Raw genomic sequence first — 22,106 nt, 5'->3', positions numbered from 1 at the left:
AAATTTCGCTTAGCTTAATCAAAAAATAACAAAGCTTTTTATACAATCAGGCATTTTTATTTTAAGGATATTTTTGCAGTTACACCAAGCAAGCGAGCTTAGCATCCTTGTCGTTTTGGCATTTATCGTCTTTGCTTCGCCTTATATTTCTAAAATTTTACGCATCCCAGTCGCACCTGCTGAGATACTACTTGGAGCGGTTGCTGGCTACATCGGAGTCGTTGGCGACAACGAGATGTTTAAGCTCATCAGCGAAGTTGGCTTTTTCTTTTTGATGTTTCTAGCTGGCATGGAGATCGATCTTAGGATGCTCATAAACATCGACCGTAAAATTTTGCGCCTTGGGATCATCTACCTTGCGCTCATCTACGCTCTAGCCACGGCCCTGACGCTAGGACTTGAGCTTAGCCTGCTTTACATCATCATCATCCCGATAATGGCCGTTGGTATGGTATTTACGCTATTTAAGGAGTATGGCAAGCAGCAAGAGTGGCTAAATTTAAGCATGCTAATAGCAACTATCGGCGAGCTTTTAAGCATCACACTTCTAACATTTACCGCTGCTTACTTGCAGTTTGGAGCGAGCATAAATTTATGGCTAACGATTGGCTATTTGATCCTATTTTTGGCTATCAGCGTGCTTAGTTTTAAAATTTTGGACGTGCTTTTTTGGTGGTATCCGGGGCTTAAAGTGGTGCTCATGCCACACTACGACAAGGACGAGAAGGACATCAGGCTTTGCATCGCGGTATTTTTCACGATGATAGCCTTGATGCTCTATCTAAATTTAGAAGTCGCCTTTGGTGCGTTTATCGCAGGTATGTTTATCACGACATTTTTTGATCACAAAAAGGACTTGCCACACAAGCTTTCAAGCTTTGGATTTGGCTTTTTAGTGCCGATATTTTTCATCCACATAGGCTCGACTTTCAAGCTTTCAAGCCTAGGATCTAGCGAAGTGATAAAGGATGCTATTTTTATATTTTTAGCGATGCTTGGCACCAGAGTTGTATCTAGTTTGCTCTTTTTGGGCAAGCTTGGCTTTAGAGGGATATTTTTATTTTCAGTTTCGCAGTCTATGCCGCTCACTCTTTTGATCGCAGTTGCTACTATCGCACACAAATCAGGCGAAATAAGTGACTATTCTTACTCATCTTTCATCCTAGCAAGCCTCGCACAAGCTATAATAGGAGCTATAATCATCAAAATTTTAATGCAATCAAAAAGCAAGGAGTAAAAATGTCATCAAATACAGCCACACTAATCGATAACCGAACTGGCAAGAGCTATGAGTTTCCTATCCTGCAGGGCACTATGGGGCCAGACGTCATCGACATATCGACCTTTTTTGGCGACACTGGGATGTTTACCTTTGACAGGGGCTACACCTCAACTGCGATGTGTCGCTCAGCCATAACCTACATCGACGGCCTAAAGGGCGAGCTCATGTACAGGGGCTACGACATCGCATATTTGGCTGAAAATAAGACATTTTTAGACGTTGCCTACCTGCTTTTAAACAAAGAGCTACCAACGAGCGAGCAATACAGGGGCTTTAAAGATGAGCTCAAAAAAAGGAGCTTTATACACGAGGGCATGATGAAGCTCTTTGACGCATTTCCAGACAAGGCGCACCCTATGGCGATCCTGCAAGCAGCGGTCTCAGCGCTAAGTGCCTTTTACTCAGACCACCTAAATATGGACAAGCCTGAAGAGTACCATGAGATGGCTATGCGTATCATCGCTAAGATCCCGACGATAGCGGCCTTTAGCTACCGATACTCACGTGGCCTTCCTATCATATATCCAAATTTAGATCGTGGCTTTACTGAAAATTTCCTCTACATGATGAGGGGCTATCCATACGAGCATGTCGATCTTAAGCCTATCGAGATAAAGGCACTTGACACGGTCTTTATGCTCCACGCTGACCACGAGCAAAATGCCTCTACGACTACCGTTAGGACTGTTGGCTCTACGCACGCGCATCCATACGCATGTATAAGCGCAGGTATCGGCGCACTTTGGGGCTGGGCTCACGGCGGGGCAAACGAGGGCGTCATCCGCCAGCTTGAAGAGATCGGCTCGGTCGCAAACGTCGATAAATACATCGCTAGAGCAAAGGACAAGAACGATCCGTTTAGACTAATGGGCTTTGGTCACAGGGTCTATAAAAACTTCGACCCGCGCGCAAAGGTGCTTAAAAAGATGAGAGATCAGCTGATGGATGAGATCGGCATTAGCTCAGAGCTTATAAAGATCGCCAACCGCATCGAAGAGATCGCGCTAAATGACGACTACTTTGTAAGTAGAAATTTGTATCCAAATGTTGATTTTCACTCAGGGCTCATCCTAAAGGCGCTTGGCATACCAAATAATATGTTTGCCGTCATTTTTGTCATCGGTAGGACGCCAGGCTGGATCAGCCAGTGGATCGAGCTAAAAGAGCAAGAGAGTATAAAGATCGTCCGTCCAAGACAGCTCTACGTCGGAGAGACAAACAGAACACCAAAATGAGCGAGCTTTTAAATTTAGCCATCAAGGCAGCCATCAGCGCTGGGGGTGAGATAATGAAATTTTACTCATCTAATAGCCAGGCGCTTAAAGTCTGCCTAAAAGATGACAGCTCGCCGCTAACTAGCGCTGATCTAGCGGCAAATGAGGTGATACTAAAAGAGCTAAGTAAAAGTGGGATAAAAATTTGCTCTGAAGAGAGCATCTTGCAAGAGAGCGATAGAGATGAGTTTTGGCTAGTTGATCCCCTTGATGGCACAAAAGAATTTCTAGCTAGAAATGGCGAATTTTGCGTTTGCATAGCGCTTATAAAAGAGGCTAGGCCGGTGCTTGGCGTCATTTTTATCCCAGTTAGCAAAGAGCTTTTTTACGCTGATGAAAACGGCGCTTTTAAAGAAATTTTAGGCGCTAATGATGAGGTCGTAGCAAGAGATGATCTAAATGAAAAAGCTAAAAGCTTAAATAACTTTATCTTTTCAAGCAGAAGAGGCGAGACGAAGAGGGCCACGCTTATAAGAGATAGTTTAAATTTAGAGCAAAAATGCATTGGATCTGCCATTAAATTTTGCCGTTTAGCCGAGTTTGGCGGGATATATGTGAGATTTAGTCCAAGTTATCTTTGGGACAATGCTGCAGGTGAGGCGGTAGTGAAATTTAGCGGTGGCAAGGTCTTAAACGCTAGCGATAGATGCGAGCCAAGCTACAAACTAGCTGATCTAAAAAGCCCATTTTACGTAGCTTTTGGCAAAAATACTTTGGGCTTAGAAGATGAAGTTTTTAAGCTTATAGAGCAGGGCAGATAAGGCTACTTGCACCTTATCTCGCCACTCATCTTTAAAAATGCGCTTTCGTTTTGCTCTAAAAATTTATTTGCCGCTTCTAAATCCTGAAATTTATCTTTTAGTCTGATCACTAAAGTGCCACATTTTAGCTCTCTAGCTCGCTCTAAACTAGCATCAAAGCTTTGCGTTAGATCATTGACGCTTTTTATCAAAAGATCGTTTTTGCTTAGCTCTTTTACGCTAAATTTAGTGTGTCTCTCAGCTCTTACTACGCCAAGATAGTTTGCGACTTTAACATTACTTATGTAGATAAAAACCCCCTCACGCAAGTTACTACTAAACGCCACTGCATCATCTTGCTCAAGTATCTTTGCAAGCTCTTCGCCGCCGTAGTTTAGGCTGCTTTTAAGATTTAGATTTTTCACGCTTGGCTGGCTCGCACAACCTACTAAAAATATACAAAATATAAGAGCTAAATTTCTTTTCATTTTAAATTTCCTCAAGCAAATAGAGCATGCTAGCAAGCTTTGCTGTGCCTACGATGTAGCCCTTTAAGTGAGCGACTAATTTGTCATTTTTAAGCTCTTTGCCATTTTTATCAGATATTTTTATGCTGTTTTCTTTTACAAATTTCAAACTCTTAGCCGTTATTTCTTCTAAATTATTTTTGCCATCAAGTAGTAAAAATATATAGTAATCAAGTCTGTCAAGACGTTCTGTGAGACCAAATTTGTTTGCAAAGGTAATGTCTGCGTTATCTTTGTGATTTAAAAAGTACTTTATGTAGCCAGTTAAATTTGCCTTTAGTCTTGAGTAATTTGGAGCATACTCTATATCTTTTAGCTCGTCTTTTACTATCATTGCGTCTGCTGAGTTTGTTAAAAGCCTTACAAAAGCGCTATAAACTGCGAGTTTATCTTCTGGTAAAATCTCTAAAATTTGAGAGAGATTTATACTTGCTGGATACATTTTGTAAAATACCTCACAAAGCCAAGAGATATCTTGAGGCATAAGAGAAAATTTATCATGCCAGCCATCATCTTTTTTTACAAAGTCGGCCACGACGTGAATTTTATTTACATCGCTTGGTCCTATTTGTTTATTAGCCACGCTCTCATAAGCTTTAGCATGCACGATGAGACTTTGCCTAAAGACCTTATTGCTAAGTATATCCATAAACTGCTCTAGATCGATCCTATCTTTAAATTTGCTATCTTTGTAGTTATCTACATGCTCTATACCAAGATCTGGTACAAAAAGGTCTTCAAGTCCATATTCGCAAAGATAGGCAAGATCGTTTTTAGCTAGCATGGCGTTAAAGTCTTTAAAGTAAAATGGATCGTTTATCTCTTCTAAAAACTCATGAGCTATATAAAAATCATCCTTTTCAAGCACGTTATCTATCCAGTGAAGCAGCAACTTTGCAGGGATTTTATCTTCATAATTTTCTCCAAGCTTTGTTAGCAAGACCTCTTTATATACTAAAAGCGCCTCTTTAGCAGCTTTTAGCCTCTCTTCTGTGCTATCTTTATCTTTTGCGGCAAGTAGCATGAGATCACGCACGACATCTTTTATCTTCCAGCCAGGATAGACATTGTAAGAGATAAACGCCACGCCGTTTTGGCTTAAATTTTCTCTTACGACTCTTAAAATAGCATCTTTTACAAAGTCAGGTACCCAGCTAAAGACGCCGTGAGCGATGATGTAGTCAAATTTTTCATCACTTTTAAACTCGCAGATATCGCCGTGGATTAGCTCTAAATTTTGCAGTCCTATCTCTTTAACGATCTCTTTGCCGCGCCTTATCTGTTCGCCGCTAAGATCTATGCCAACTACTCTTGCGTTCTCGTTATTTACGGCAAATGGGATCAAATTTCCACCAAAACTGCATCCTATCTCCAAAACTTTTGCGTTTTTGCAAGGCGGTGGATTGATGCCAAGAAGTGTGGCGCAAGCCTCTAGTTTATAAGGCGAGCTTTGTGCAAATGCTGCTGATTTGTAAGTTAGTTCATCATAAGATTTTTCGATCTTGCTATTTTGGCTCATTTTACCCTCCTAGTAGTCTTTATTTTGCAATTTTTCTAGCATATTTTTAGCGTCATTTTCAGGCTCATCAACGATATATGCGCGCCTTATATTGCCGCCTTTTATGATAAGTGTTTGACGAAAGTAAAATTTATGCCCGTTTGAAGCTGCAAATACAGGCAATTCAAGCGCTCGCTCTAGCATAAACTCGCTATCATTTAAAAACATCACGCCAGTTGCAGTCTCTTCTTCAAATTTCTTCTGAGATGCGATATCTTGGGAGCCAATAGCAACTACCATAAAGCCAAGATCGTTAAATTCTTTAAGAAGTTTTTTGTAGTTTATCGCTTGCTTCGTGCAGCCTTTCATGCCAGCAGTTTTTTGCAGCTGTTCGCTTAAAAGCTCGAAGTCCTCACCTATCTTTGGATAGATAAAAACCACGCAGTTATGGGTTCTTGCAAAGGCTGAAAAGTCAAATTCTTTACCGTCTAAAGTCCTTAGATAGATGCTTGTAGGCACTTTTATCATATTTTGTCCTTTAAAAATTTTATCTATTATATATCTTTAAGCTTTTTTAGAATTTAAGAGATAGACGACAAAAAGAACGAAAAAGCTAATTATTAGCATCAAAAGTGCGTATATGTGAGCTTTGGTATAGTCAAGCATCTCAACCGCTTCAAATATCGCGATACTAGCGACCTTGCTCTCGCCAGCCACGCTGCCACCTATCATCAAAACCACGCCAAACTCGCCCATCGTATGAGCAAAACTAACAACGATCGCGGTTAGTAAATTTGATCTGATACTTGGCAAGATGACTCTAAAAATGGTCGTGAGCTTGCTTTTACCAAGGCTGTAGCTCGCCTCAAAAAGGCTCTTTTTTAGGCTATTTAGCCCAGCATAAATTGGCCCAAACATAAATGGCAGCGAGTAGATGCAGCTTGCCACAACAAGGCCTGTGAAGTTAAAAACTAGCCTCACGCCAAAGAGTTCTTCGATAAATTTGCCAAAAAATGAGTATGGTGAGAGAAAAATGAGCAGATAAAAGCCAAGAACGCTTGGTGGCAGCACCAAAGGTAGCGAGATGATGGACTCTAAAAATGCCTTGCCAAAGAATTTCTTTTGCGACATAAAGTAAGCAAGCCCTACGCAGAAGAAAAATAGGATAAAGGTCGTGATAAAAGAGAGTTTTAGCGAGAGCCAAAACGGCTCGTAATCAATATTTGCTAGCTCGTTAATCATACTTTTACCAAATTTACGCCAAATGCTTTTGTGCTAACTATGGCGGTGTCGCCAGCTCTTAGCCCACTAGCTTCTGCGCTACTTAGCACGACCTCGCAAATTTGGCGGTTTATTAGCACGCTTGCCACAAAAATGGCGTCGCACTTTTTGATCTCCAAAACCTTAGCGTTAAATGCAAATTTCTGCGATCCAGCACTTTTTAAAAATATCTCACTCGCACTGCCAGACCTTGAAATTTTGCCATTTTCAAGGACAAAAACCTTGCTACAAAGCTTGTAAATTTCAGCTATGTCGTGACTTACTAAGATAACACTCATCTTAAACTCATCGTGAAGCGCTAGTAAATAATCCTGCAACTTCTCGCGCATGGCGTTATCTAGGGCGCTTAGTGGCTCATCAAGTAGTAAAATTTCTGGCTTTCTCATCACTGCACGAGCAAGTGCTACGCGCTGCTTTTGACCGCCTGAGAGGGTGCTAATTTTCGCGTTTTTTAAAGAGTTAAGCTCGCAAATTTCAAGTAGTTTGTTTGCTAAATTTTCATCATTATTTGCAAAAAGCAAATTTTTAAAGACATTCATATTTTCAAAAAGGGCGTAGTCTTGAAACAAAAAGCCGATATTTCGCTTTTGCGGGGCTAAATTTGTCTTTTCGTCAAAAAAGATCTTATCTCCAACCTTTATCACGCCACTTTGCGGGGTTTCAAAGCCAGCGATGAGCCTTAAAATCGTCGTTTTACCTCCGCCGCTTACTCCATAAAGTGCGATAAATTCGCCACTTTCAAATGCAAGATCAGCCTCAAGCATAAATTTACCGCCGCCGCCATTTAGCTCTTTTTTGCAAGAAATTTCTATCATTTTTAAGCGCTTATGTGGATACTTGTTGATTTAACGTAGGCAAAAACCTGCTCGCCTACCGCTAAATTTAGCCCTTTTAGAGCATGATCTGAGATGATAGCCTCAAAGCAAAGCTGCTCACACTTTAGGCTAACTATGCTTAAAATTTCGCCACGAGTTATGCCAGCGACCTCGCATTTTAGCTCATTTTCAAGCGAACTAGCCTCAAGTCTAAGCCTTGATAAGATGACGTCTGAGCTTTTGAAATTTAAGCTCACCTCATCATTTAGAGCAAATTTGCTAGCCTCATTTAAGGCTAGCATATATAAATTTGTCCCTAAATTTAGGCACTCAAGCTCAAAAAAATTGACGCCATCTTTAGAAGAAATTTGAACGATCTTTGCTTTTATCATTTAGCTGGGACGTTATAACCAAATTTCTTGAAAATTTCTCTTGCCTTTTCGCCCAAGATAAACTCATAAAATGCTTTCGCATCAGCGTTATTTTCAGCATGTTTTAAGAGCACGATGCCTTGATCGATCGGAGTGTAGAGCTTTTGAGGTACGAAGATATAGTTAATGCCCTCTTTATATTTTGCCATTTTCTCGCTAAAAAGCGCGCTAGCGGCGATAAAACCAACATCTGAAGCGCTCAAAGCTTGAGAAAGTGTCTCAGAAATTTTTTGAGCGTAGACGATGTTTTTCTCTACTTCGTCATAAAGTTTTGCATTTTTAAGAGCCTCGATACTAGCCTTGCCATAAGGTGCGGTCTCTGGATTTGCTATTGAGATCGCTTTTAAGCCGCGAACGACTTCGATGCCCTTTTTAAAATCCACATCTCTTATAGAAAAGATCGCCACAGCGCCTTGCGCATAAACTTTTGGAGCAGCCACTGCAAAGCCTGTGTCGTAAGCTTTTTGCGCAAAGCCCATATCAGCAGCCATAAAGATATCAGCTGGGGCTGAGTTTTGTATCTGCGTGACAAGGCCACCGCTTGCGCCAAGAGTTAGGTTGATCTTAGCGTCTGGATGAAGCTTGTTAAACTCTTTTATGAGCTCTGGAAACGCGTAAGTCGTGTTTGCTGCGGCATAGACATTTACTTCTGCGCCAAGTGCGTTTATAGCTAGCAACGCCGCCACACATAGAAATTTAAAAACCTTTTTCATTTATACTCCTATTATGATTTGAGATGATTTTACTATTGCCAAAAGCGTGTCACCAACGCCTATTTGCATATCCATTGCGCTATCTTTTGTGATGATAGCAGTTAAAGTTTGCTCATCACTTAGTTTTAGCGTGACCTCAGCATTTACAGCGCCTATCTTTGCCTCGATGACCTCGCCTTTTAGCTGATTTTTAGTGCTTATTTTTATATCAAGATCTTTTGCAAGGATGACAGAGGGCGCTTTAAAGATGAAAACTACCTTTTGACCCACTTTTAGGCCTAAATTTTTCTCGCTCTCAACTGTTATAGTGGCTTCAAGCGTGTTGCCATTGCTTAGCTTTGCAGTGATCTCAGAATTTACAGCACCTCTGTTTATACTAACGATCTCGCATGAGAGCTGGTTTCTAGCGCTTAAATTCATACTCATTCTTTGTAAATTTATGATATCAACATCTTCAAAATCAACCTTTTGGCAAACTTTGTGCAAAAAGTCCTTTTGCGTCTCGAGGATAGCGTCGTAAATTTTTATCAGTTTTTTGGCGTATGGGCTAAGCTCTGAGCCACTATTTTTCTTGTTGCCGTCGGCTCTTATGATGAGAGGCTTGCTGCTTTTGTTATTTATTGTATCTAAGCAGTCCCAAGCGTTTTTGTATGATATGCCGACAACCTCAGCCGCTTTTGTGATACTTTTTGTCTCTTTTATCGCCTTAAGTAGCGCTATATGCTTTGCTAAAACCTGCGTGTCTTCGCCCAGAAATAGCTCTAAATTTATATCTGCTTTCAAATTTTTAACCTCTAAATATATAATAATAATTTGCAAAGTATATCTAATTATATTAATACAAAAGCTTAAAATTACAAATTTTCTTTAACTTTTTGTAAAGTTTCAAGAGGATAAAATCAAGCTGTATTTTATAAATAAATTTTAAGGTTTTATGATGAAATTTTTGCTTGCTATCTTTTGTAGCCTGCTTTTAGCCTGTGCCAGCGCTGATCTGAACACAAACAGTGAAAAAGATGATTTTGATGTTGAATTTGAAGCAAAGAAAGATGTTTTTGACCCGCTTAGTGGCTATAACAGAGTGATGACAAATGTAAATGACTTTATCTACATAAATATGCTAACTCCAGTGGCAAAAGGCTACGCTTATGTCGTGCCAGCTACGGCTAGAACGATGGTTGCAAATTTCTTTGACAACCTCCTTTTTCCAGTGCGTTTTGTAAATAACTTGCTTCAGTTTAAATTTCACAATGCTGGCGAAGAGACTTTGCGCTTTTTGGCAAATACGATAATTGGCTTTGGAGGGCTAACAGACGGCGCAAAATACTATGATCTAAAGGCTCACAACGAGGACTTTGGACAAACCCTTGGTTACTGGGGGCTAGGAAGCGGTTTTCACATCGTTTGGCCTTTGCTTGGACCATCAAATTTAAGAGATACTGGCGGCCTAGTTGGAGACTATTTTGCCGATCCTATCAGCTACGTTGATCCTATGCTTTTATCGGCTGGCATCAAGTCATATAGGGCGTTTAACAGCTTTTCACAAGATCCAACTGCTTATGAAAAACTAAGAAAAGATGCGATCGATCTATATCCATTTTTACGCGATGCTTACGAGCAAAGACGCGATAAACTTATCAAGGAGTAAGTATGAAAATTTTTAAAATTATAGCGGCGATTTTACTTTTAGCAACTAGCCTTTTTGCCCTCTCAAAAGAGCAGATAAGGCCTGAGATAGAGGCAAAGACAACAAAGGTGATTGAAATTTTAAAAAATACAAATTTAGATAACAATGCAAAGACAAAAGAGATTTTTGCTCTGCTTGATCCACTATTTGACTACAAGCAAATGGCAAAGATCAGCCTTGGCAAACGCTACAACAGCCTAAGTGCCGATGAGCAAGCTAAATTTGACGCTGCATTTGAACAAAAGCTAAAAAGCTCATATATCAACAAACTTTTAGGCTACAAAGACCAACAGATCCATATCACTGGAGAAAGCGAGCCTCAAAAAAATAGATACTGGCTTACATCAGAGCTTCTAAATGACGGCAAAAACTACGAATTTGTCTATAAATTTTACGATGCAAAAGAGCGTGGCTGGCTCATTTATGACCTTGATATCGTTGGTGTGAGCATCATTCAAACTTATAGAAGTCAGTTTGGCGACGTGCTAAACAATGGCGATTTTAATACGCTTTTACAAAAACTAAACGAAGCGGTTTTGCCTGATCAAAACAAAACTAATCCTTAATGCGACAAATTTTTAAATTTATCATTGCCAAAAACAAGCTTGTTATCTCGCTTGTGCTAGTTCTAAGCGTAGTTTTTGGCTACCTTAGCACAAAGCTTAGCATCGATGCTTCGGCTGAGACCTTGCTGCTTGAGCATGACCCAGATCTAAAAGCCTATAGACAGATCGCACAACGCTACGACTCGCCAGGGCTTTTGGTGGTCGCTTTCACCCCAAAAGATGATCTTTTTTCACCTAAAAATTTAGAGCTTATTAAAAATTTAAGTGATGAGCTAGCCAAAAACGATATGGTTAGCAGCGTTACCTCTATCTTAAACGTGCCACTTCTAAATAGCGTAAAAGGTGGCGTTACAGGCATCTTGGATCACACTCCAACACTAAGCGATAAAGATATAAATATCTCAAAAGCAAAGCTTGAGTTTGCAAAAAGTCCTATTTATAGCGGAAATTTGATAAGCAAAGATCTAAAAACCACAGCGATCGCGCTAAATTTAAAGCAAGATGAGAAATTTAACGAGCTTTTAAATGAGCGAAATTTACTTAGCCAAAAAGAGTCAAACGGCACTATCACGCAGGCTGAAAAAGAGAAATTTAAAGCGCTTTTAGCGGAGTTTAAAGCCTACCGAGATGAGCTTAGAAAGAGCGATCACAAAAACCTTGAAGCCATAAAGGCAGCCATCGCTAAATTTAACGCAAATGACGAGCTCTTTTTGGGCGGCGCAAATATGATCGCTGATGATATGATAGGCTTTATAAAGAGCGATCTTTTGGTTTACGGGCTAAGCGTTCTAGCGCTTCTTAGCTTTAGCTTGTGGCTATTTTTTAGGCAGGTTAGATGGATCGTCTTACCGATGTTTATCTGCGCGGTAAGTGCCATTTTTACGACTGGAATTTTTGGTATGTTTGGCTGGGAAGTGACGGTCATTAGCTCAAACTACATCGCACTTCAGCTAATTATCACCATCTCAACTGTCATTCACCTAGTCGTAAGCTACCGAGAATTTTATGCAAAACACCCAAAATACAGCCAAAATCAGCTCATCTATCTGACACTTCGTGACAAATTTTCTCCATCTTTTTGGGCGATATTTACGACAGTCATTGGCTTTAGCTCACTAATGAGTGCCGATATAAAGCCAGTTATCATGCTTGGCATTATGATGAGTGCTGGCATTAGCGTTTCACTCGTGCTTGCATTTTTGCTGTTTGGCTCGGTAAATGCAAATTTAAAGAAGCTTGCCCCTGTTAGGACATTTGAAAACAGCTTTAAATTTACAAAATACTGCGCAAATTTGGCGCTAAATTCAAGAAAGATCATCTACGCAGTTTGCGTACTTGTTGTCTGCTTTGGCGTTTATGGCATCAGTAAGATAAAGGTCGAAAACAGCTTCATTGGCTACTTTAAAGAGAGCACGCAGATCCGCCAAGGCATGCAGGTCATCGACACAAAGCTTGGTGGCACGATCCCAGTTGATGTGATAGTGAAATTTAAAGAGAGCGAGCCAAAACAAGAAAAAAGTGATGAAAAAGACGACTTTGAAAGCGAGTTTGAAAACGACGCAAAGAGCGCAAAATACTGGTTTAACAGCTACCACACAAGAGTTGCAGAGAAAATTCACGACTATCTAAAAGAGCAAAATTTTGTAGGCAACGTAAGCTCTCTTGCAACGCTCATAAAAGCGATAAAAGAGCTAAATAACGGCGTTAGTGATGACTTTTTACTTTCTGCGATGTATGAGAAGCTACCACTTGAGTATAAAAAGATCTTGCTAAGTCCTTACGTGAGCGTCGAAAACGACGAGCTTAGATTTAGCCTAAGGATCGTTGATAGCGATCCAAAGCTTAGACGAAATTTATTTCTAAAAGAGCTTAGAGAAGGGCTTTTAGAGCTTACTAAAAACGATAATGTAAGCATCGAAGTTGTCGGTATGATGGTGCTTTATAACAACATGCTTCAAAATTTACTTAGCTCGCAGGTTGATACATTTGGACTAACGGTTGCGATACTTTTTGTTATATTTTGCTTTGTTTTTAGAAGTATCAAGCTAGCAACCATCGCCATAGTTTCAAATTTGATCCCGCTTTGCACGCTCTTTGGCGTGATGGGATTTTTTGGCATTCCGCTTGACGTGATGAGCATTACGATTGCTGCCATTAGTATAGGCATCGGCGTTGATGATATCATCCACTACATCCACCGCTTCAAAGAGGAGCTGCTTACAAAGGACGTTTTTGAAAGCATCAAGGCTGCGCACGCTAGCATTGGATACGCGATGTATTACACCTCATTTACCATTTTCCTTGGCTTTAGCGTGATGATAACTAGCAACTTTATACCGACAATTTATTTTGGCTTGCTAACCGATCTTGTTATGGTCTTTATGCTGCTTGGTGCGCTCATCATCTTGCCAAGTCTGATAGCAAGCTTTGTGAAAAAGCGCGAGGTATAAATTTATTTGATAACTTTGATGAATGAATAGACATCAGCCACGCCATCAATGTGCTTAGCGTACCAAATGGCGTGCTTTTCTTGCTCGATGCTATCTACCACACCGCTAAAAACAACGTCACAGCCAACGATGCTAACACGCACATTTGTGCCCTCAACGACGCTATCTTTAAAGAGATTTTGCTTCAAATTTGCAAGTATGCTCAGGCTATCGCAAGGGTATTCGCTCTTTTTTACCCTAAGATAGGTGTAAATTTTTCGCACTCCGTCCGTGCTTTTTGCAAGCTCAACTAGCTTATCTCCTAACTCTTTGCTATCAACAAGCCCTATGAGATAGGCGTCGCCATAAAAGACCTCTATCTCGATGTCAATGTTGCTAAGTCCTTTTGAAAACAAAATTTTGCTTTGTAGCTTGCTTTGGATAAATTTATCACGAGAGATCGAGTAGATGCCGCGTTTATCGCGAGAAATGGAGTATGCGTCATATACATTTAGCGGCGCTGTTGCTGGGGTGAGGACTGAGGAGCAAGAGCAAAAAAATAAGACCAAAAATGCAAAAACGCTAAATTTATAAATCATAAATCCTTTTGTAATTTCAAAAAGTTTATAAAAAATGGGCTAAAATTTATCTAAATCTGCTAAAATAACACGCACGGAGGATAAAGTAATCTGGTGATGCTCACGGGCTTCAAACCCGATGACTGGGCGGTTGACCGTCTGGTGGGGAGTTCGATTCTCTCATCCTCTCGCCACTTTTACTTCTTTGATTTCTACTTTTTAAATTATCCGTTTTTTGATTTTAGGCGTAGCTAGCTAGTAAATTTTAAAAATGATGGTGTGATTTAAACAACCATCTTAAATTTAAAGTTTAAATTTTTATATCCAAAACGTGCGGTTCTTCGCTCTCTTCTTCGCTATCAAGCTCGTCTTTTAAGCTCTCTTTATCTTTGGCTTTTGCGTTTTGCTCTTCGTTCTCAAACTCGCTCGCCTCTTCTTCGCTCTTTTGACGCTCGTGCTCTTTTTCTGGATCTATTTTATATGACTCCTCCATCGGACGCACCTCTTTTATCTCCTCGTTTTGCTGGGTGGCTAGCTCAGATGCCATTAGCGCTTGCATGTCAAAGCGTGCTTGCTGGTTTGCATGCACCTGCGAGACGACTGGGGCGTTTTGGTTGATGAAGTTGCTATTTCCTAAAGGTGTTACCGCCATTTTTAGCCTTTATTTATGATGATCGTTTTGTAGTTTGTGTAAGTGACATTTGCGCCATTTTCACGCCTTAAATTTTCGCGTTTGGTGTAATCCACCTCGTATCTGCCAGCCCCTTTTACGCTAAATTCCACGCAAAATTTAGCAGCCATCTCTAGCACGTCTTCTGGCACCTTGCTCTTGTTTGTTTTTATGATGACGTGAGCGCTTGGGGCGTCTTTTAGATGAAGCCAGATGTCGTCTTTTTTGGCTAGATCAAGCAAATTTATATTGCCTTTTTCATTTCTGCCAACTAAAATTTTAAACTCTCTAACGTAAAAAATTTCAGCATTTTCGCTTACATCTTTTATGTGTCTCTCTCTTTGTTTTGCCTTGTTTTTTGGGCTTAAAATTTCAAGCTCGTAAGCGCTTTTTGCCTCTTTTAAAAGCGACTTTAGCCCTTCTAAAAACTCGATCTTTTCACTTAAATTTCTCTTTTCTATCTCCACACCAAGGGCTTTTGCACGAAGTTTTTTTGATCTTGAGTAAAATTCATTCGCGCTATTTTTTGGCGTGTCGTTAAGAGTTAGTTTTATCTCGTTGTCGTTAAAATCTTTCAGGCAAATTTCTCTTTCATAGCCCTTAAAATTTGCCAAATTTGCAAGCAAGAGCGTGCCATAGTTTGCAAACTCCTCGCTTTTTTTCATAAGCTCATCTTTATCTTCAAGCGAGTTTAAAATTTCGCTCATGCTATCTATCTTTTTTTGCACGCTAGCAAGCTTTGCCTCTTTTAGGCTAGCTATCCTAGCCTCGTTTATCCTAGCTGCTTCACTTTTAAAAAATGCCTCAAAGTCAGTTATCGGCTCGCACGACTTTTCTTTTATAGCGATGGCTGGCAGCTCTTTTAAAACCTCGCCAGTTTCTATCTTGCGGTAGCTATTATCAATATGTCTTAGCGCCTCGATGATAACGTTATTTTCATCAGTTATCACGGCGTTTGTAAAGCGGCCTGTAAATTCAAGATAAAGGATAAAATTTTCGCTTTTATATGAGCCACTTTGCGTGCAGGTAAATTTTAAAATTCTATTGTCTTTTAGGCACTCGACGCTTTTTATGTGCGAGGCGTTAAAGCGCTTTTTTAGGACATTATCAAAGGGCGCTTGATAAATTTTCGCCTCTTTTAGCTCATCATCTTTGTAGATCGCTGAGTTTGACTTATTTAGGTCAAAAATGATCTTTTCGCCGCTAAATTCGATAAGTATAGCCATGTCGCTTACGCGCTTTGCCTGGCTTATCTTTTTAAATTTCGATAGATAACTTGCTATTTGAACTAAATGTGCGTACTTCATGCGGGGATTATATCAGAAATGTTGCAAAAATGTTTTAACAAAGAGTCCTAGCTGGCTTGCTAGGACAAAAGTTAAAATTTATTTTTAGCGACCTCTTTAACGATTTGATCAGCTATCTCATCGACCTCGTTTGTGGCTTTGTTTGTTTGATTTGCCACTTCGAGATTTTCTTTTGTTAGGTTGTCGATGTCAGCAACTAGCGTGTTTATCTGAGCGATCGCTATGGTTTGCTCGTTTATGGCTGCACTCATATCATCGATGTTTTGGGTTAGGATATTTGCATTTGCTTCGATCTCGCCAAGGCTCTTTTGAGTGCGCTCGGCTAAATTTCTAACCTCATCGGCCACAACCGCAAAGCCCCTGCCATGCTCTCCCGCACGTGCTGCTTCAATGGCAGCGTTAAGGGCTAGTAAATTTGTCTGATCGGCGATGTCGTGGATGATGGTGATGATATTTTTTATCTCCTCAGACTGCCTTTTGACATCATCAGATCTTGCATTTACCTGCCTCATAGACGCACTCATTTGCTCAACCGCAGCCGCACCCTCAGAGAGCGATGTAGCACTCTTGTTTGCTTTAGTCGTTAGCTCTTGCATGTAGCCTTTTAGCGCTTTAGCGCGGTCTTCTAGCAGTTTTGCGACATCTTCATTATTTTTTAGCATCTGCGCGATCTTATCGCCAAGTGCGTCGATGCCTTTTGCGATGACACCCTCGTCGTTTATCCTGGCGGTAAAGTCGTTTTTAAAGTAAATTTCTAGCGCTTTTAAAATATCGTGCTCATTTGAAGCGATATTTGTCTTTAGTGAGTCACGTAGATCGCCAAATGCCTCTTTTAGTTTAAGCAGTGCTTGGCTATTTGTCGTCGCTTCAAGCGTCGCTCTAAAGTCGCCACCTTTTATCTTGCTTACAAATTCTTGCGTTTTGGCTAAAAACTCGCGCTCGTTATTTAAATTTTCTTTTGTGCTCTCGATGTTTTCGTTGATGATACTAGCCATAACGCCTAGCTCGTCGTTACTTTTTAGCTTGATAGGCTCGACGTTTGAAGTTTTGTTGTTTATAAATTTAAAGACCTCGATTAGTCCATTTTGTATTGTTAAAACTGGTCTTAAGAAGTATCTAACGACCACGATGATGGCGATGATGACTGAGATCAAAAACAGACTAAACATCAAAATTTGCTTGTTTGAAGCGCTTTTTATCTCAGCTACAAACTCATCAGCATCAGCCACTATACAGACGTTCCAGCCTGTTAGCTTTTGTTTTTGGCAGTAGATGACGTTTCTCATGCCTTTATAGAAAAACAGTGAGACCTTGTCGCCATCTATGCTGTTTTTCATATTTTCTTTGATGAGGTTTTTGTAGGTTTCATCTTCTTTTGAAACTAAATTTATATCAGGATGAACTATCACTTTGCCGTTATCATCGGCGATCATGATGTTTGAAGTCTTAGTTGTTTTTATCTCTAAAAGCTCTTCGCTAAGGCCGTTTAAGAAGATATTTGCGCCGATTACCGCTACAAGCTTGTGGTTGCTATCAAAGATAGGAGCGTAGGCTGTGATGGTTAAATTCTTTGTCGTGACATCTACGTATGGCTCTGAAAATCCAGGCTTGCCGCTGCTACTAGCACCCTTAAACCAAGCCCTTGTGCGGCCGTCAAAATTTGGTATCAAAAATGGCTGATTGTTTTTCAAAAGATCAGTCTTTATGACGTTGCCGTTATCTGCATAGCCTACAAATAGCGCGTCAAATGGCGAAATGATAAAAGCGCCTTTTAGCGCCTCGGTTATATCGTCCCTGCTAGCATAGGTCTTTTTATCCTCAAGCTCTTTTGCGAAGGTTTGCACCATGTGAAGTCTTGACTTTAAAAACTCATCGACAAAATACATCGTCGATTTTAGCCCAGTTTTGCGCACGTTGTTGTACGACTGAATTTTTTCCGATTTGGAATTTGAGTAGTTTATGCTAAAAAATATGCCTATGCCTATTAGCATCCAAGCTGTCAGCAAAAAGGCTATCTTGTTAGACAAGCTAGAAAAGAGTTTTTTCATCTTAAATCCTTTTAAAATTTTCGGCGTATTTTATAATAAAAGTTAAACAATATCTCTTAATTTTTATTTTTAAGAAAAAATAGCAAAAAGTAGCTAAATAACGCTTGTTATGATAAATTTTGCTAAATTTTATTAATTTAATTATCCAAAGTAATAAACAGAGTATTTTAGGGATTTATAATCAAATTTAAGACTAAATTTGACATTGAATTTATTTTAGTTGCTTAAATTATAATTTTAAAATATATAAAAAAGAAAATGCTCTATTTGAATTTTATCTACTCTAAATTTTTAGCATAAATTTTTTGTCAAATTTATAGTGATTTAAAGCACTAGCTAAATATCTTTTTATACAAATTTCGTTAAAATCGCCTCAAAATTTAAAGGAAATTTATGAAACAAACCATCACAGAAAAAATATTTTCAGATCACGTTGGCAAAGAGGTAAGCGCAGGAGAGATCATCGAGAGCAAGATCGATATGATCATAGGCAACGACATCACGACGCCTATCTCGATCAAGCAGTTTGAGCGAAGTGGCGCGACAAAGCTAGCTAACCCAGACGGCTTTGCCATCGTGATGGATCACTACATCCCGACAAAGGACATCCTAAGCGCAAATCAAGCCAAAATTTCACGCGAATTTGCCTACAAACACGACCTTAAAAACTATTTTGACGAAAAAGATATGGGTATCGAGCACGCGATTTTGCCTGAAAAAGGGCTAGTCATCCCAGGCGACGTCATCATCGGCGCAGACAGCCACACCTGTACGCACGGCGCTCTTGGAGCGTTTAGCACCGGCATGGGTAGCACCGACCTAGCTTATGCGATGATCACTGGCAAAAACTGGTTTAAAGTGCCTGAGAGTATCAAAGTCGTCTTTAAAGGCAAGCTTGATAAGCACGTCTATGGCAAGGACCTCATCCTTGAGATCATCCGCCAAATAGGCGTTGATGGCGCACTTTACAAGGCACTTGAGTTTAGCGGCGAGGTGATAGATAGCCTTAGCATGGATGATAGATTTTCAATGTGTAACATGGCGATCGAAGCTGGTGCAAAGAGCGGCATCATCGCGGTTGATGAGATCACAAAAGAGTTTTTAAAAGATAAAAATTTACGCGATAAACCAAAATTTTTCTACTCAGATGAGGGCGCAAAATACGACAAAATTTTAGAGATCGATGTCACAAATCTTGATCCAGTCATCGCATATCCATTTTTGCCAAGCAACGGCAAGAGCGTAAGACAGGCGGTTCGCGACGATCTAGCTATCGATCAGGCATTTATCGGCTCATGCACAAATGGCCGTCTAAGCGACCTTCGCATCGCAGCGCAAATCCTAAAAGGCAAAAAAGTAGCCCGCAAAACAAGGCTCATCATCACTCCAGCGACGCAAAAGATCGCAAGAGCTGCTGAAAAAGAGGGGCTTATCGATATTTTTATCGAAGCTGGCGCAGTTGTGAGCAATCCAACATGTGGTGCTTGTCTTGGCGGATATATGGGTATTTTGGGTGCAAATGAACGCTGCATCTCGACTACAAATAGAAATTTCGTCGGCCGTATGGGCGATAGAACGAGTGAAATTTATCTAGCTAACTCGGCGGTTGTAGCGGCGAGTGCGATAGCTGGTAAAATCGCCGATCCAAGGGACTTATAAAAATTTATATGGAGTATTCCTGTGGACAATTTATGGATAGATGTAATAAAGATTAGCCTTGGTGCACTTTTAGCAGTTTGCGGTCAAATAGTGTATGCCTACATAACCAATAAAAAAGATAAAAACAAACTCAGGCGACAAAAGTTAGAAGAAGCGTTTATTATAATTGGAGATATTTTAGGAGGATTGCATTACAAGGCATCTTTGTTGATAAACCCAAATTTAAATATAGAAAATCCAAAATTTGAAATTAGCAAACTACACATGCTAATTAGTTTCTATGCACCAGAATTACAAGAAGACTATAAAGATTTTATAACCACGTATCAAGGATTTATTCCACTTACCAAGGCAAGGCTTAAAACTTCAGACAGTGATGATGAAAACATGAAAGAAATAATAGATGAATTAACAAAAATAGTCTCTTTATTGAGCTCAAAAGGCAATATAATCAAAGAAAAATTAACCAAAATAGCGCAAACACTATAATAAATTAGTTGTTGTGGCAAAGCAAATAATTTTATTGCGGGACTCGCCACAACAACTAAATCAGCGCATCAAAACGCTGTTATAGTTGCCAAAAGTCCAAAGATTATACCTGGCAAGTTTGCAGCAGAAAGTGGATAGTCTTTTTTAGCTTTTAGTAAGCCGTAACTTGTCCATATCGTGCAGTTTATCGCAGCAGCTAGTGGCTGTATATAAGGCGTTTTATGGCCATCAAGGTTGCCCATTATTTGTGGGATGTATGAAAAGTACATAACAACCGATAAGCACGTGCCTATCCAACCTAAAATTTGTAAATTTCTTTCACTCATGTGATCTCCTTTAAAAGTAAGCCATTATATTATTATTAGCTTTATGATTAGCGTGGTAAAAAAATTAATTTTATCTGCTAGAAAGTAGCTCTTGCTTTGGCAAAAGCGCTTTTTTTCAAATTTAAGGGCGAAGCTTTTATTAAGTGATAATAAATTTAAAACAAGATGAGTTAGAAAATTTGGTTATACTTTTGTAATTTTTAAAATTTAAAAGGATAAAAATGCAAACTTGCGTCATTTTAGCAGGTGGCAAGAGCTCACGCATGGGTCAGGACAAGACGCTTTTGCCATTTGGTGGCTTTGAAACGCTTACGCACTATCAGGTCGCTAAATTTAGCAAAGTCTTTGATGAGGTTTTTGTAAGCTCCAAATTTGAGAAATTTAACCCACCTCTAAAGCTCATAAAAGATGAGAGTAGTGAGGATTTTTCGCCGATGCTAGCGCTTTACTCTGTGCTTAAAAGCTTTGATCATAGCGTCTTTATCATCCCAGCTGATATGCCATTTTTTGACCCAAAAAGTCTTGGCGAGCTAGCTAAATTTAAAGATGAATTTGACATGGTCGTAGCTGGCGATGATGAGCATATCCACTCGCTTTGTGGCTTTTTTAGCCCAAATTTAGCGCCAGTTGCTCGTGAGCTTTATCTAAAAAATGAGCATAAAATAGGTCTTTTAAGAAAAAGTTGTAAGCTTAAGGTGGTAAATTTTGAAAATAAAGAGCAGTTTTTTAACGTAAATTTCCCAGAAGAATACAAAATAGCAAACGAAATTCAAAAAAAGGAGCAAAAAGATGCCTAAATTTATACTATTTTTGGCTCTTGGCTTTAGCATTTTAGCAGCAAGCGAACTTAGCGAGTTTCAAAGGGCGCAAGCACTTGAGCAAAGTGGCGATATAAAAGGTGCTATGCAAATTTATAAAAGCATTGCCGAAAACTCTATAAACGCACAAAGCTTAGCCTCCAAGACTAGTCTAAATGCCGAGCCAGCGACGCCAGAAGCAAAGGTAAAGCAGGCTAAGATCACACAAGAAAACAAGGCTGAACATCATCTGCAAAATGCACTTGGCATCGAGCTTTATAAATTTAACTACCTTTTGCCAGTAACTTACGCTAAAACTGTGCCAGATGATGGGCGAAAGAGCGTTGAGACCAAGTTTCAAATAAGCCTTGCAAAGCCGCTATTTTACGACGTTTTTGGTCTTAGAGAGAGCCTAGTGGCTGCTTATACGCAGACTTCGTGGTGGCAGATAACAAAAACTTCAGCTCCTTTTCGTGAGACAAACTATCAGCCTGAAATTTTCTTAAATTTCGCCTCTCCAAAATACCTAGAGCAAATAGGCGTGAAAAACCTAAAATTTGGACTTTTGCATGAGTCAAACGGACGAGATGGCACCAACTCGAGGAGCTGGAACAGAGCCTACGTGCAAGGCGATCTTGTCTATGGAGATTTAACCATTTCACCAAGAGTTTGGAGTGTGATCGGCGAAAAGAACGACAATAAAGAAATTTTAAACTACATCGGACACGGAGACCTAAGGCTTAGTTACAAGCTAAATGATCAAATTTTTAGCCTAATGCTAAGAAATAACTTACATTTTGATAAAACAAATAAAGGTGCGGCCGAGCTTTCATATATGTTTCCGATATTTTCAAGTGGCGTTTATGGCTATTTGCAGTATTTTACAGGATACGGCGAGAGTTTGATTGATTATGATAGGCACACCGACAAGGTTGGTCTTGGCTTTGTTATTTTAAAATAGCCTTAAAAATTTAATCTTATAAAGTGGC

Annotated in this window: 23 protein-coding genes, 1 tRNA gene and 1 pseudogene; 11 read left to right on the top strand and 14 right to left on the bottom strand. The window is 39.8% G+C overall.

What is annotated here, in order from left to right; all coding sequences use genetic code 11:
- Positions 1-73 precede the first annotated feature (73 nt).
- From F3G76_RS07560 to F3G76_RS07550, 3 genes are read left to right on the top strand one after another with little or no spacing between them, the layout of a single operon-like run.
- Positions 74-1,237, top strand: coding sequence for a cation:proton antiporter (locus F3G76_RS07560; RefSeq protein ID WP_107915913.1), 1,164 nt, complete (start codon positions 74-76; stop codon positions 1,235-1,237).
- 2 nt (positions 1,238-1,239) lie between these two features.
- Entirely contained in the window at positions 1,240-2,517 is a 1,278-nt protein-coding gene (locus tag F3G76_RS07555; protein WP_149706366.1) for a citrate synthase, read from the top strand.
- The gene (locus F3G76_RS07550) at positions 2,514-3,317 is read left to right on the top strand and encodes a 3'(2'),5'-bisphosphate nucleotidase CysQ family protein (RefSeq protein ID WP_149706365.1); all 804 of its coding nucleotides are present in this window, start codon (positions 2,514-2,516) and stop codon (positions 3,315-3,317) included. The genes F3G76_RS07555 and F3G76_RS07550 overlap by 4 nt, the downstream gene beginning before the upstream one ends.
- A gap of 2 nt (positions 3,318-3,319) precedes the next feature.
- Here F3G76_RS07550 and F3G76_RS07545 read toward each other — a convergent pair whose 3' ends face one another.
- From F3G76_RS07545 to F3G76_RS07510, 8 genes are read right to left on the bottom strand one after another with little or no spacing between them, the layout of a single operon-like run.
- Positions 3,320-3,784, bottom strand: a complete 465-nt coding sequence (locus tag F3G76_RS07545; RefSeq protein ID WP_149706364.1) for a damage-inducible protein — start codon at positions 3,782-3,784, stop codon at positions 3,320-3,322.
- A 1-nt stretch (position 3,785) separates the two neighbouring features.
- Positions 3,786-5,342: a class I SAM-dependent methyltransferase gene (locus F3G76_RS07540; RefSeq protein WP_149706363.1), complete on the bottom strand. Its 1,557-nt coding sequence runs from the start codon at positions 5,340-5,342 to the stop codon at positions 3,786-3,788.
- A gap of 9 nt (positions 5,343-5,351) precedes the next feature.
- Positions 5,352-5,849: a redoxin family protein gene (locus F3G76_RS07535; RefSeq protein ID WP_103569298.1), complete on the bottom strand. Its 498-nt coding sequence runs from the start codon at positions 5,847-5,849 to the stop codon at positions 5,352-5,354.
- Between the two features lie 36 nt (positions 5,850-5,885).
- Complete coding sequence (modB, locus tag F3G76_RS07530) at positions 5,886-6,563, bottom strand: molybdate ABC transporter permease subunit (RefSeq protein ID WP_149706362.1); 678 nt, start codon at positions 6,561-6,563, stop codon at positions 5,886-5,888.
- Positions 6,560-7,417, bottom strand: a complete 858-nt coding sequence (locus F3G76_RS07525; protein WP_149706361.1) for a sulfate/molybdate ABC transporter ATP-binding protein — start codon at positions 7,415-7,417, stop codon at positions 6,560-6,562. The genes modB and F3G76_RS07525 overlap by 4 nt, the downstream gene beginning before the upstream one ends.
- A gap of 2 nt (positions 7,418-7,419) precedes the next feature.
- Positions 7,420-7,809 (bottom strand): TOBE domain-containing protein, encoded by a 390-nt coding sequence (locus F3G76_RS07520; RefSeq protein WP_149706360.1) that lies wholly within the window; start codon positions 7,807-7,809, stop codon positions 7,420-7,422.
- Entirely contained in the window at positions 7,806-8,561 is a 756-nt protein-coding gene (gene modA / locus F3G76_RS07515; RefSeq protein WP_149706359.1) for a molybdate ABC transporter substrate-binding protein, read from the bottom strand. The genes F3G76_RS07520 and modA overlap by 4 nt, the downstream gene beginning before the upstream one ends.
- The gene (locus tag F3G76_RS07510) at positions 8,562-9,344 is read right to left on the bottom strand and encodes a TOBE domain-containing protein (RefSeq protein WP_149706358.1); all 783 of its coding nucleotides are present in this window, start codon (positions 9,342-9,344) and stop codon (positions 8,562-8,564) included.
- A 154-nt stretch (positions 9,345-9,498) separates the two neighbouring features.
- On the opposite strand from F3G76_RS07510, the gene F3G76_RS07505 reads away from it, so the two are divergent.
- From F3G76_RS07505 to F3G76_RS07495, 3 genes are read left to right on the top strand one after another with little or no spacing between them, the layout of a single operon-like run.
- Positions 9,499-10,209: an MlaA family lipoprotein gene (locus F3G76_RS07505; RefSeq protein WP_149706357.1), complete on the top strand. Its 711-nt coding sequence runs from the start codon at positions 9,499-9,501 to the stop codon at positions 10,207-10,209.
- A gap of 2 nt (positions 10,210-10,211) precedes the next feature.
- Positions 10,212-10,814, top strand: a complete 603-nt coding sequence (locus F3G76_RS07500; RefSeq protein ID WP_149706356.1) for a Tgt2/MlaC family protein — start codon at positions 10,212-10,214, stop codon at positions 10,812-10,814.
- The gene (locus tag F3G76_RS07495) at positions 10,814-13,264 is read left to right on the top strand and encodes an efflux RND transporter permease subunit (protein ID WP_149706355.1); all 2,451 of its coding nucleotides are present in this window, start codon (positions 10,814-10,816) and stop codon (positions 13,262-13,264) included. Before F3G76_RS07500 ends, F3G76_RS07495 begins: the two co-directional genes overlap by 1 nt.
- A 2-nt stretch (positions 13,265-13,266) precedes the next feature.
- On the opposite strand, the gene F3G76_RS07490 is transcribed toward F3G76_RS07495, so the two are convergent.
- Positions 13,267-13,842, bottom strand: a complete 576-nt coding sequence (locus tag F3G76_RS07490; protein WP_021085279.1) for a BON domain-containing protein — start codon at positions 13,840-13,842, stop codon at positions 13,267-13,269.
- 75 nt (positions 13,843-13,917) lie between these two features.
- On the opposite strand from F3G76_RS07490, the gene F3G76_RS07485 reads away from it, so the two are divergent.
- A tRNA-Sec gene (locus F3G76_RS07485) sits at positions 13,918-14,015 on the top strand.
- Between the two features lie 116 nt (positions 14,016-14,131).
- Here the strand turns inward: F3G76_RS07485 and F3G76_RS07480 are convergent.
- The 4 genes and pseudogenes from F3G76_RS07480 to F3G76_RS11135 form a co-directional block, all read right to left on the bottom strand.
- Positions 14,132-14,473 (bottom strand): hypothetical protein, encoded by a 342-nt coding sequence (locus F3G76_RS07480; protein WP_103649768.1) that lies wholly within the window; start codon positions 14,471-14,473, stop codon positions 14,132-14,134.
- Positions 14,474-14,475: 2 nt separating this feature from the next.
- Positions 14,476-15,798, bottom strand: coding sequence for an NFACT RNA binding domain-containing protein (locus F3G76_RS07475; RefSeq protein ID WP_103649767.1), 1,323 nt, complete (start codon positions 15,796-15,798; stop codon positions 14,476-14,478).
- Positions 15,799-15,869: 71 nt separating this feature from the next.
- Complete coding sequence (locus F3G76_RS11140; RefSeq protein ID WP_103575376.1) at positions 15,870-16,394, bottom strand: methyl-accepting chemotaxis protein; 525 nt, start codon at positions 16,392-16,394, stop codon at positions 15,870-15,872.
- A 615-nt stretch (positions 16,395-17,009) separates the two neighbouring features.
- Positions 17,010-17,789 (bottom strand): annotated as a pseudogene (locus F3G76_RS11135) (cache domain-containing protein); the annotation flags it as partial.
- 450 nt (positions 17,790-18,239) lie between these two features.
- Here F3G76_RS11135 and leuC point away from each other — a divergent pair.
- A complete protein-coding gene (gene leuC / locus F3G76_RS07465; protein WP_149706353.1) occupies positions 18,240-19,505 on the top strand; it encodes a 3-isopropylmalate dehydratase large subunit in 1,266 nt (421 codons plus the stop codon).
- A gap of 21 nt (positions 19,506-19,526) precedes the next feature.
- A complete protein-coding gene (locus F3G76_RS07460; protein ID WP_107931205.1) occupies positions 19,527-19,994 on the top strand; it encodes a hypothetical protein in 468 nt (155 codons plus the stop codon).
- 68 nt (positions 19,995-20,062) lie between these two features.
- Here F3G76_RS07460 and F3G76_RS07455 read toward each other — a convergent pair whose 3' ends face one another.
- A complete protein-coding gene (locus tag F3G76_RS07455; protein ID WP_107931206.1) occupies positions 20,063-20,320 on the bottom strand; it encodes a SemiSWEET family transporter in 258 nt (85 codons plus the stop codon).
- 221 nt (positions 20,321-20,541) lie between these two features.
- Here F3G76_RS07455 and F3G76_RS07450 point away from each other — a divergent pair, with 221 nt between their 5' ends.
- Together F3G76_RS07450 and F3G76_RS07445 are read left to right on the top strand one after the other, a co-directional pair.
- Entirely contained in the window at positions 20,542-21,117 is a 576-nt protein-coding gene (locus tag F3G76_RS07450; RefSeq protein ID WP_107931208.1) for a molybdenum cofactor guanylyltransferase, read from the top strand.
- On the top strand, positions 21,110-22,078 hold the full coding sequence (locus F3G76_RS07445; RefSeq protein ID WP_149706352.1) for a phospholipase A: 969 nt from the start codon (positions 21,110-21,112) through the stop codon (positions 22,076-22,078). The genes F3G76_RS07450 and F3G76_RS07445 overlap by 8 nt, the downstream gene beginning before the upstream one ends.
- The last annotated feature ends 28 nt before the right edge of the window (positions 22,079-22,106 follow it).

This window comes from Campylobacter concisus (assembly GCF_902460575.1).
Classification (GTDB): Bacteria; Campylobacterota; Campylobacteria; order Campylobacterales; family Campylobacteraceae; genus Campylobacter_A; species Campylobacter_A concisus_AW.
This window is presented reverse-complemented; position numbering and strand designations above follow the sequence as displayed.

Bases quoted from the DNA above. Each gene is read 5' to 3' on its own strand.
- F3G76_RS07555 (WP_149706366.1), top strand. From the start codon at position 1,240: ATGTCATCAAATACAGCCACACTAATCGATAACCGAACTGGCAAGAGC.
- F3G76_RS07550 (WP_149706365.1), top strand. From the start codon at position 2,514: ATGAGCGAGCTTTTAAATTTAGCCATCAAGGCAGCCATCAGCGCTGGG.
- F3G76_RS07545 (WP_149706364.1), bottom strand. From the start codon at position 3,784: ATGAAAAGAAATTTAGCTCTTATATTTTGTATATTTTTAGTAGGTTGT.
- F3G76_RS07540 (WP_149706363.1), bottom strand. From the start codon at position 5,342: ATGAGCCAAAATAGCAAGATCGAAAAATCTTATGATGAACTAACTTAC.
- F3G76_RS07535 (WP_103569298.1), bottom strand. From the start codon at position 5,849: ATGATAAAAGTGCCTACAAGCATCTATCTAAGGACTTTAGACGGTAAA.
- modB (WP_149706362.1), bottom strand. From the start codon at position 6,563: ATGATTAACGAGCTAGCAAATATTGATTACGAGCCGTTTTGGCTCTCG.
- F3G76_RS07525 (WP_149706361.1), bottom strand. From the start codon at position 7,417: ATGATAGAAATTTCTTGCAAAAAAGAGCTAAATGGCGGCGGCGGTAAA.
- F3G76_RS07520 (WP_149706360.1), bottom strand. From the start codon at position 7,809: ATGATAAAAGCAAAGATCGTTCAAATTTCTTCTAAAGATGGCGTCAAT.
- modA (WP_149706359.1), bottom strand. From the start codon at position 8,561: ATGAAAAAGGTTTTTAAATTTCTATGTGTGGCGGCGTTGCTAGCTATA.
- F3G76_RS07505 (WP_149706357.1), top strand. From the start codon at position 9,499: ATGAAATTTTTGCTTGCTATCTTTTGTAGCCTGCTTTTAGCCTGTGCC.
- F3G76_RS07500 (WP_149706356.1), top strand. From the start codon at position 10,212: ATGAAAATTTTTAAAATTATAGCGGCGATTTTACTTTTAGCAACTAGC.
- F3G76_RS07495 (WP_149706355.1), top strand. From the start codon at position 10,814: ATGCGACAAATTTTTAAATTTATCATTGCCAAAAACAAGCTTGTTATC.
- F3G76_RS07490 (WP_021085279.1), bottom strand. From the start codon at position 13,842: ATGATTTATAAATTTAGCGTTTTTGCATTTTTGGTCTTATTTTTTTGC.
- F3G76_RS07480 (WP_103649768.1), bottom strand. From the start codon at position 14,473: ATGGCGGTAACACCTTTAGGAAATAGCAACTTCATCAACCAAAACGCC.
- F3G76_RS07475 (WP_103649767.1), bottom strand. From the start codon at position 15,798: ATGAAGTACGCACATTTAGTTCAAATAGCAAGTTATCTATCGAAATTT.
- F3G76_RS11140 (WP_103575376.1), bottom strand. From the start codon at position 16,394: ATGCAAGAGCTAACGACTAAAGCAAACAAGAGTGCTACATCGCTCTCT.
- leuC (WP_149706353.1), top strand. From the start codon at position 18,240: ATGAAACAAACCATCACAGAAAAAATATTTTCAGATCACGTTGGCAAA.
- F3G76_RS07455 (WP_107931206.1), bottom strand. From the start codon at position 20,320: ATGAGTGAAAGAAATTTACAAATTTTAGGTTGGATAGGCACGTGCTTA.
- F3G76_RS07450 (WP_107931208.1), top strand. From the start codon at position 20,542: ATGCAAACTTGCGTCATTTTAGCAGGTGGCAAGAGCTCACGCATGGGT.
- F3G76_RS07445 (WP_149706352.1), top strand. From the start codon at position 21,110: ATGCCTAAATTTATACTATTTTTGGCTCTTGGCTTTAGCATTTTAGCA.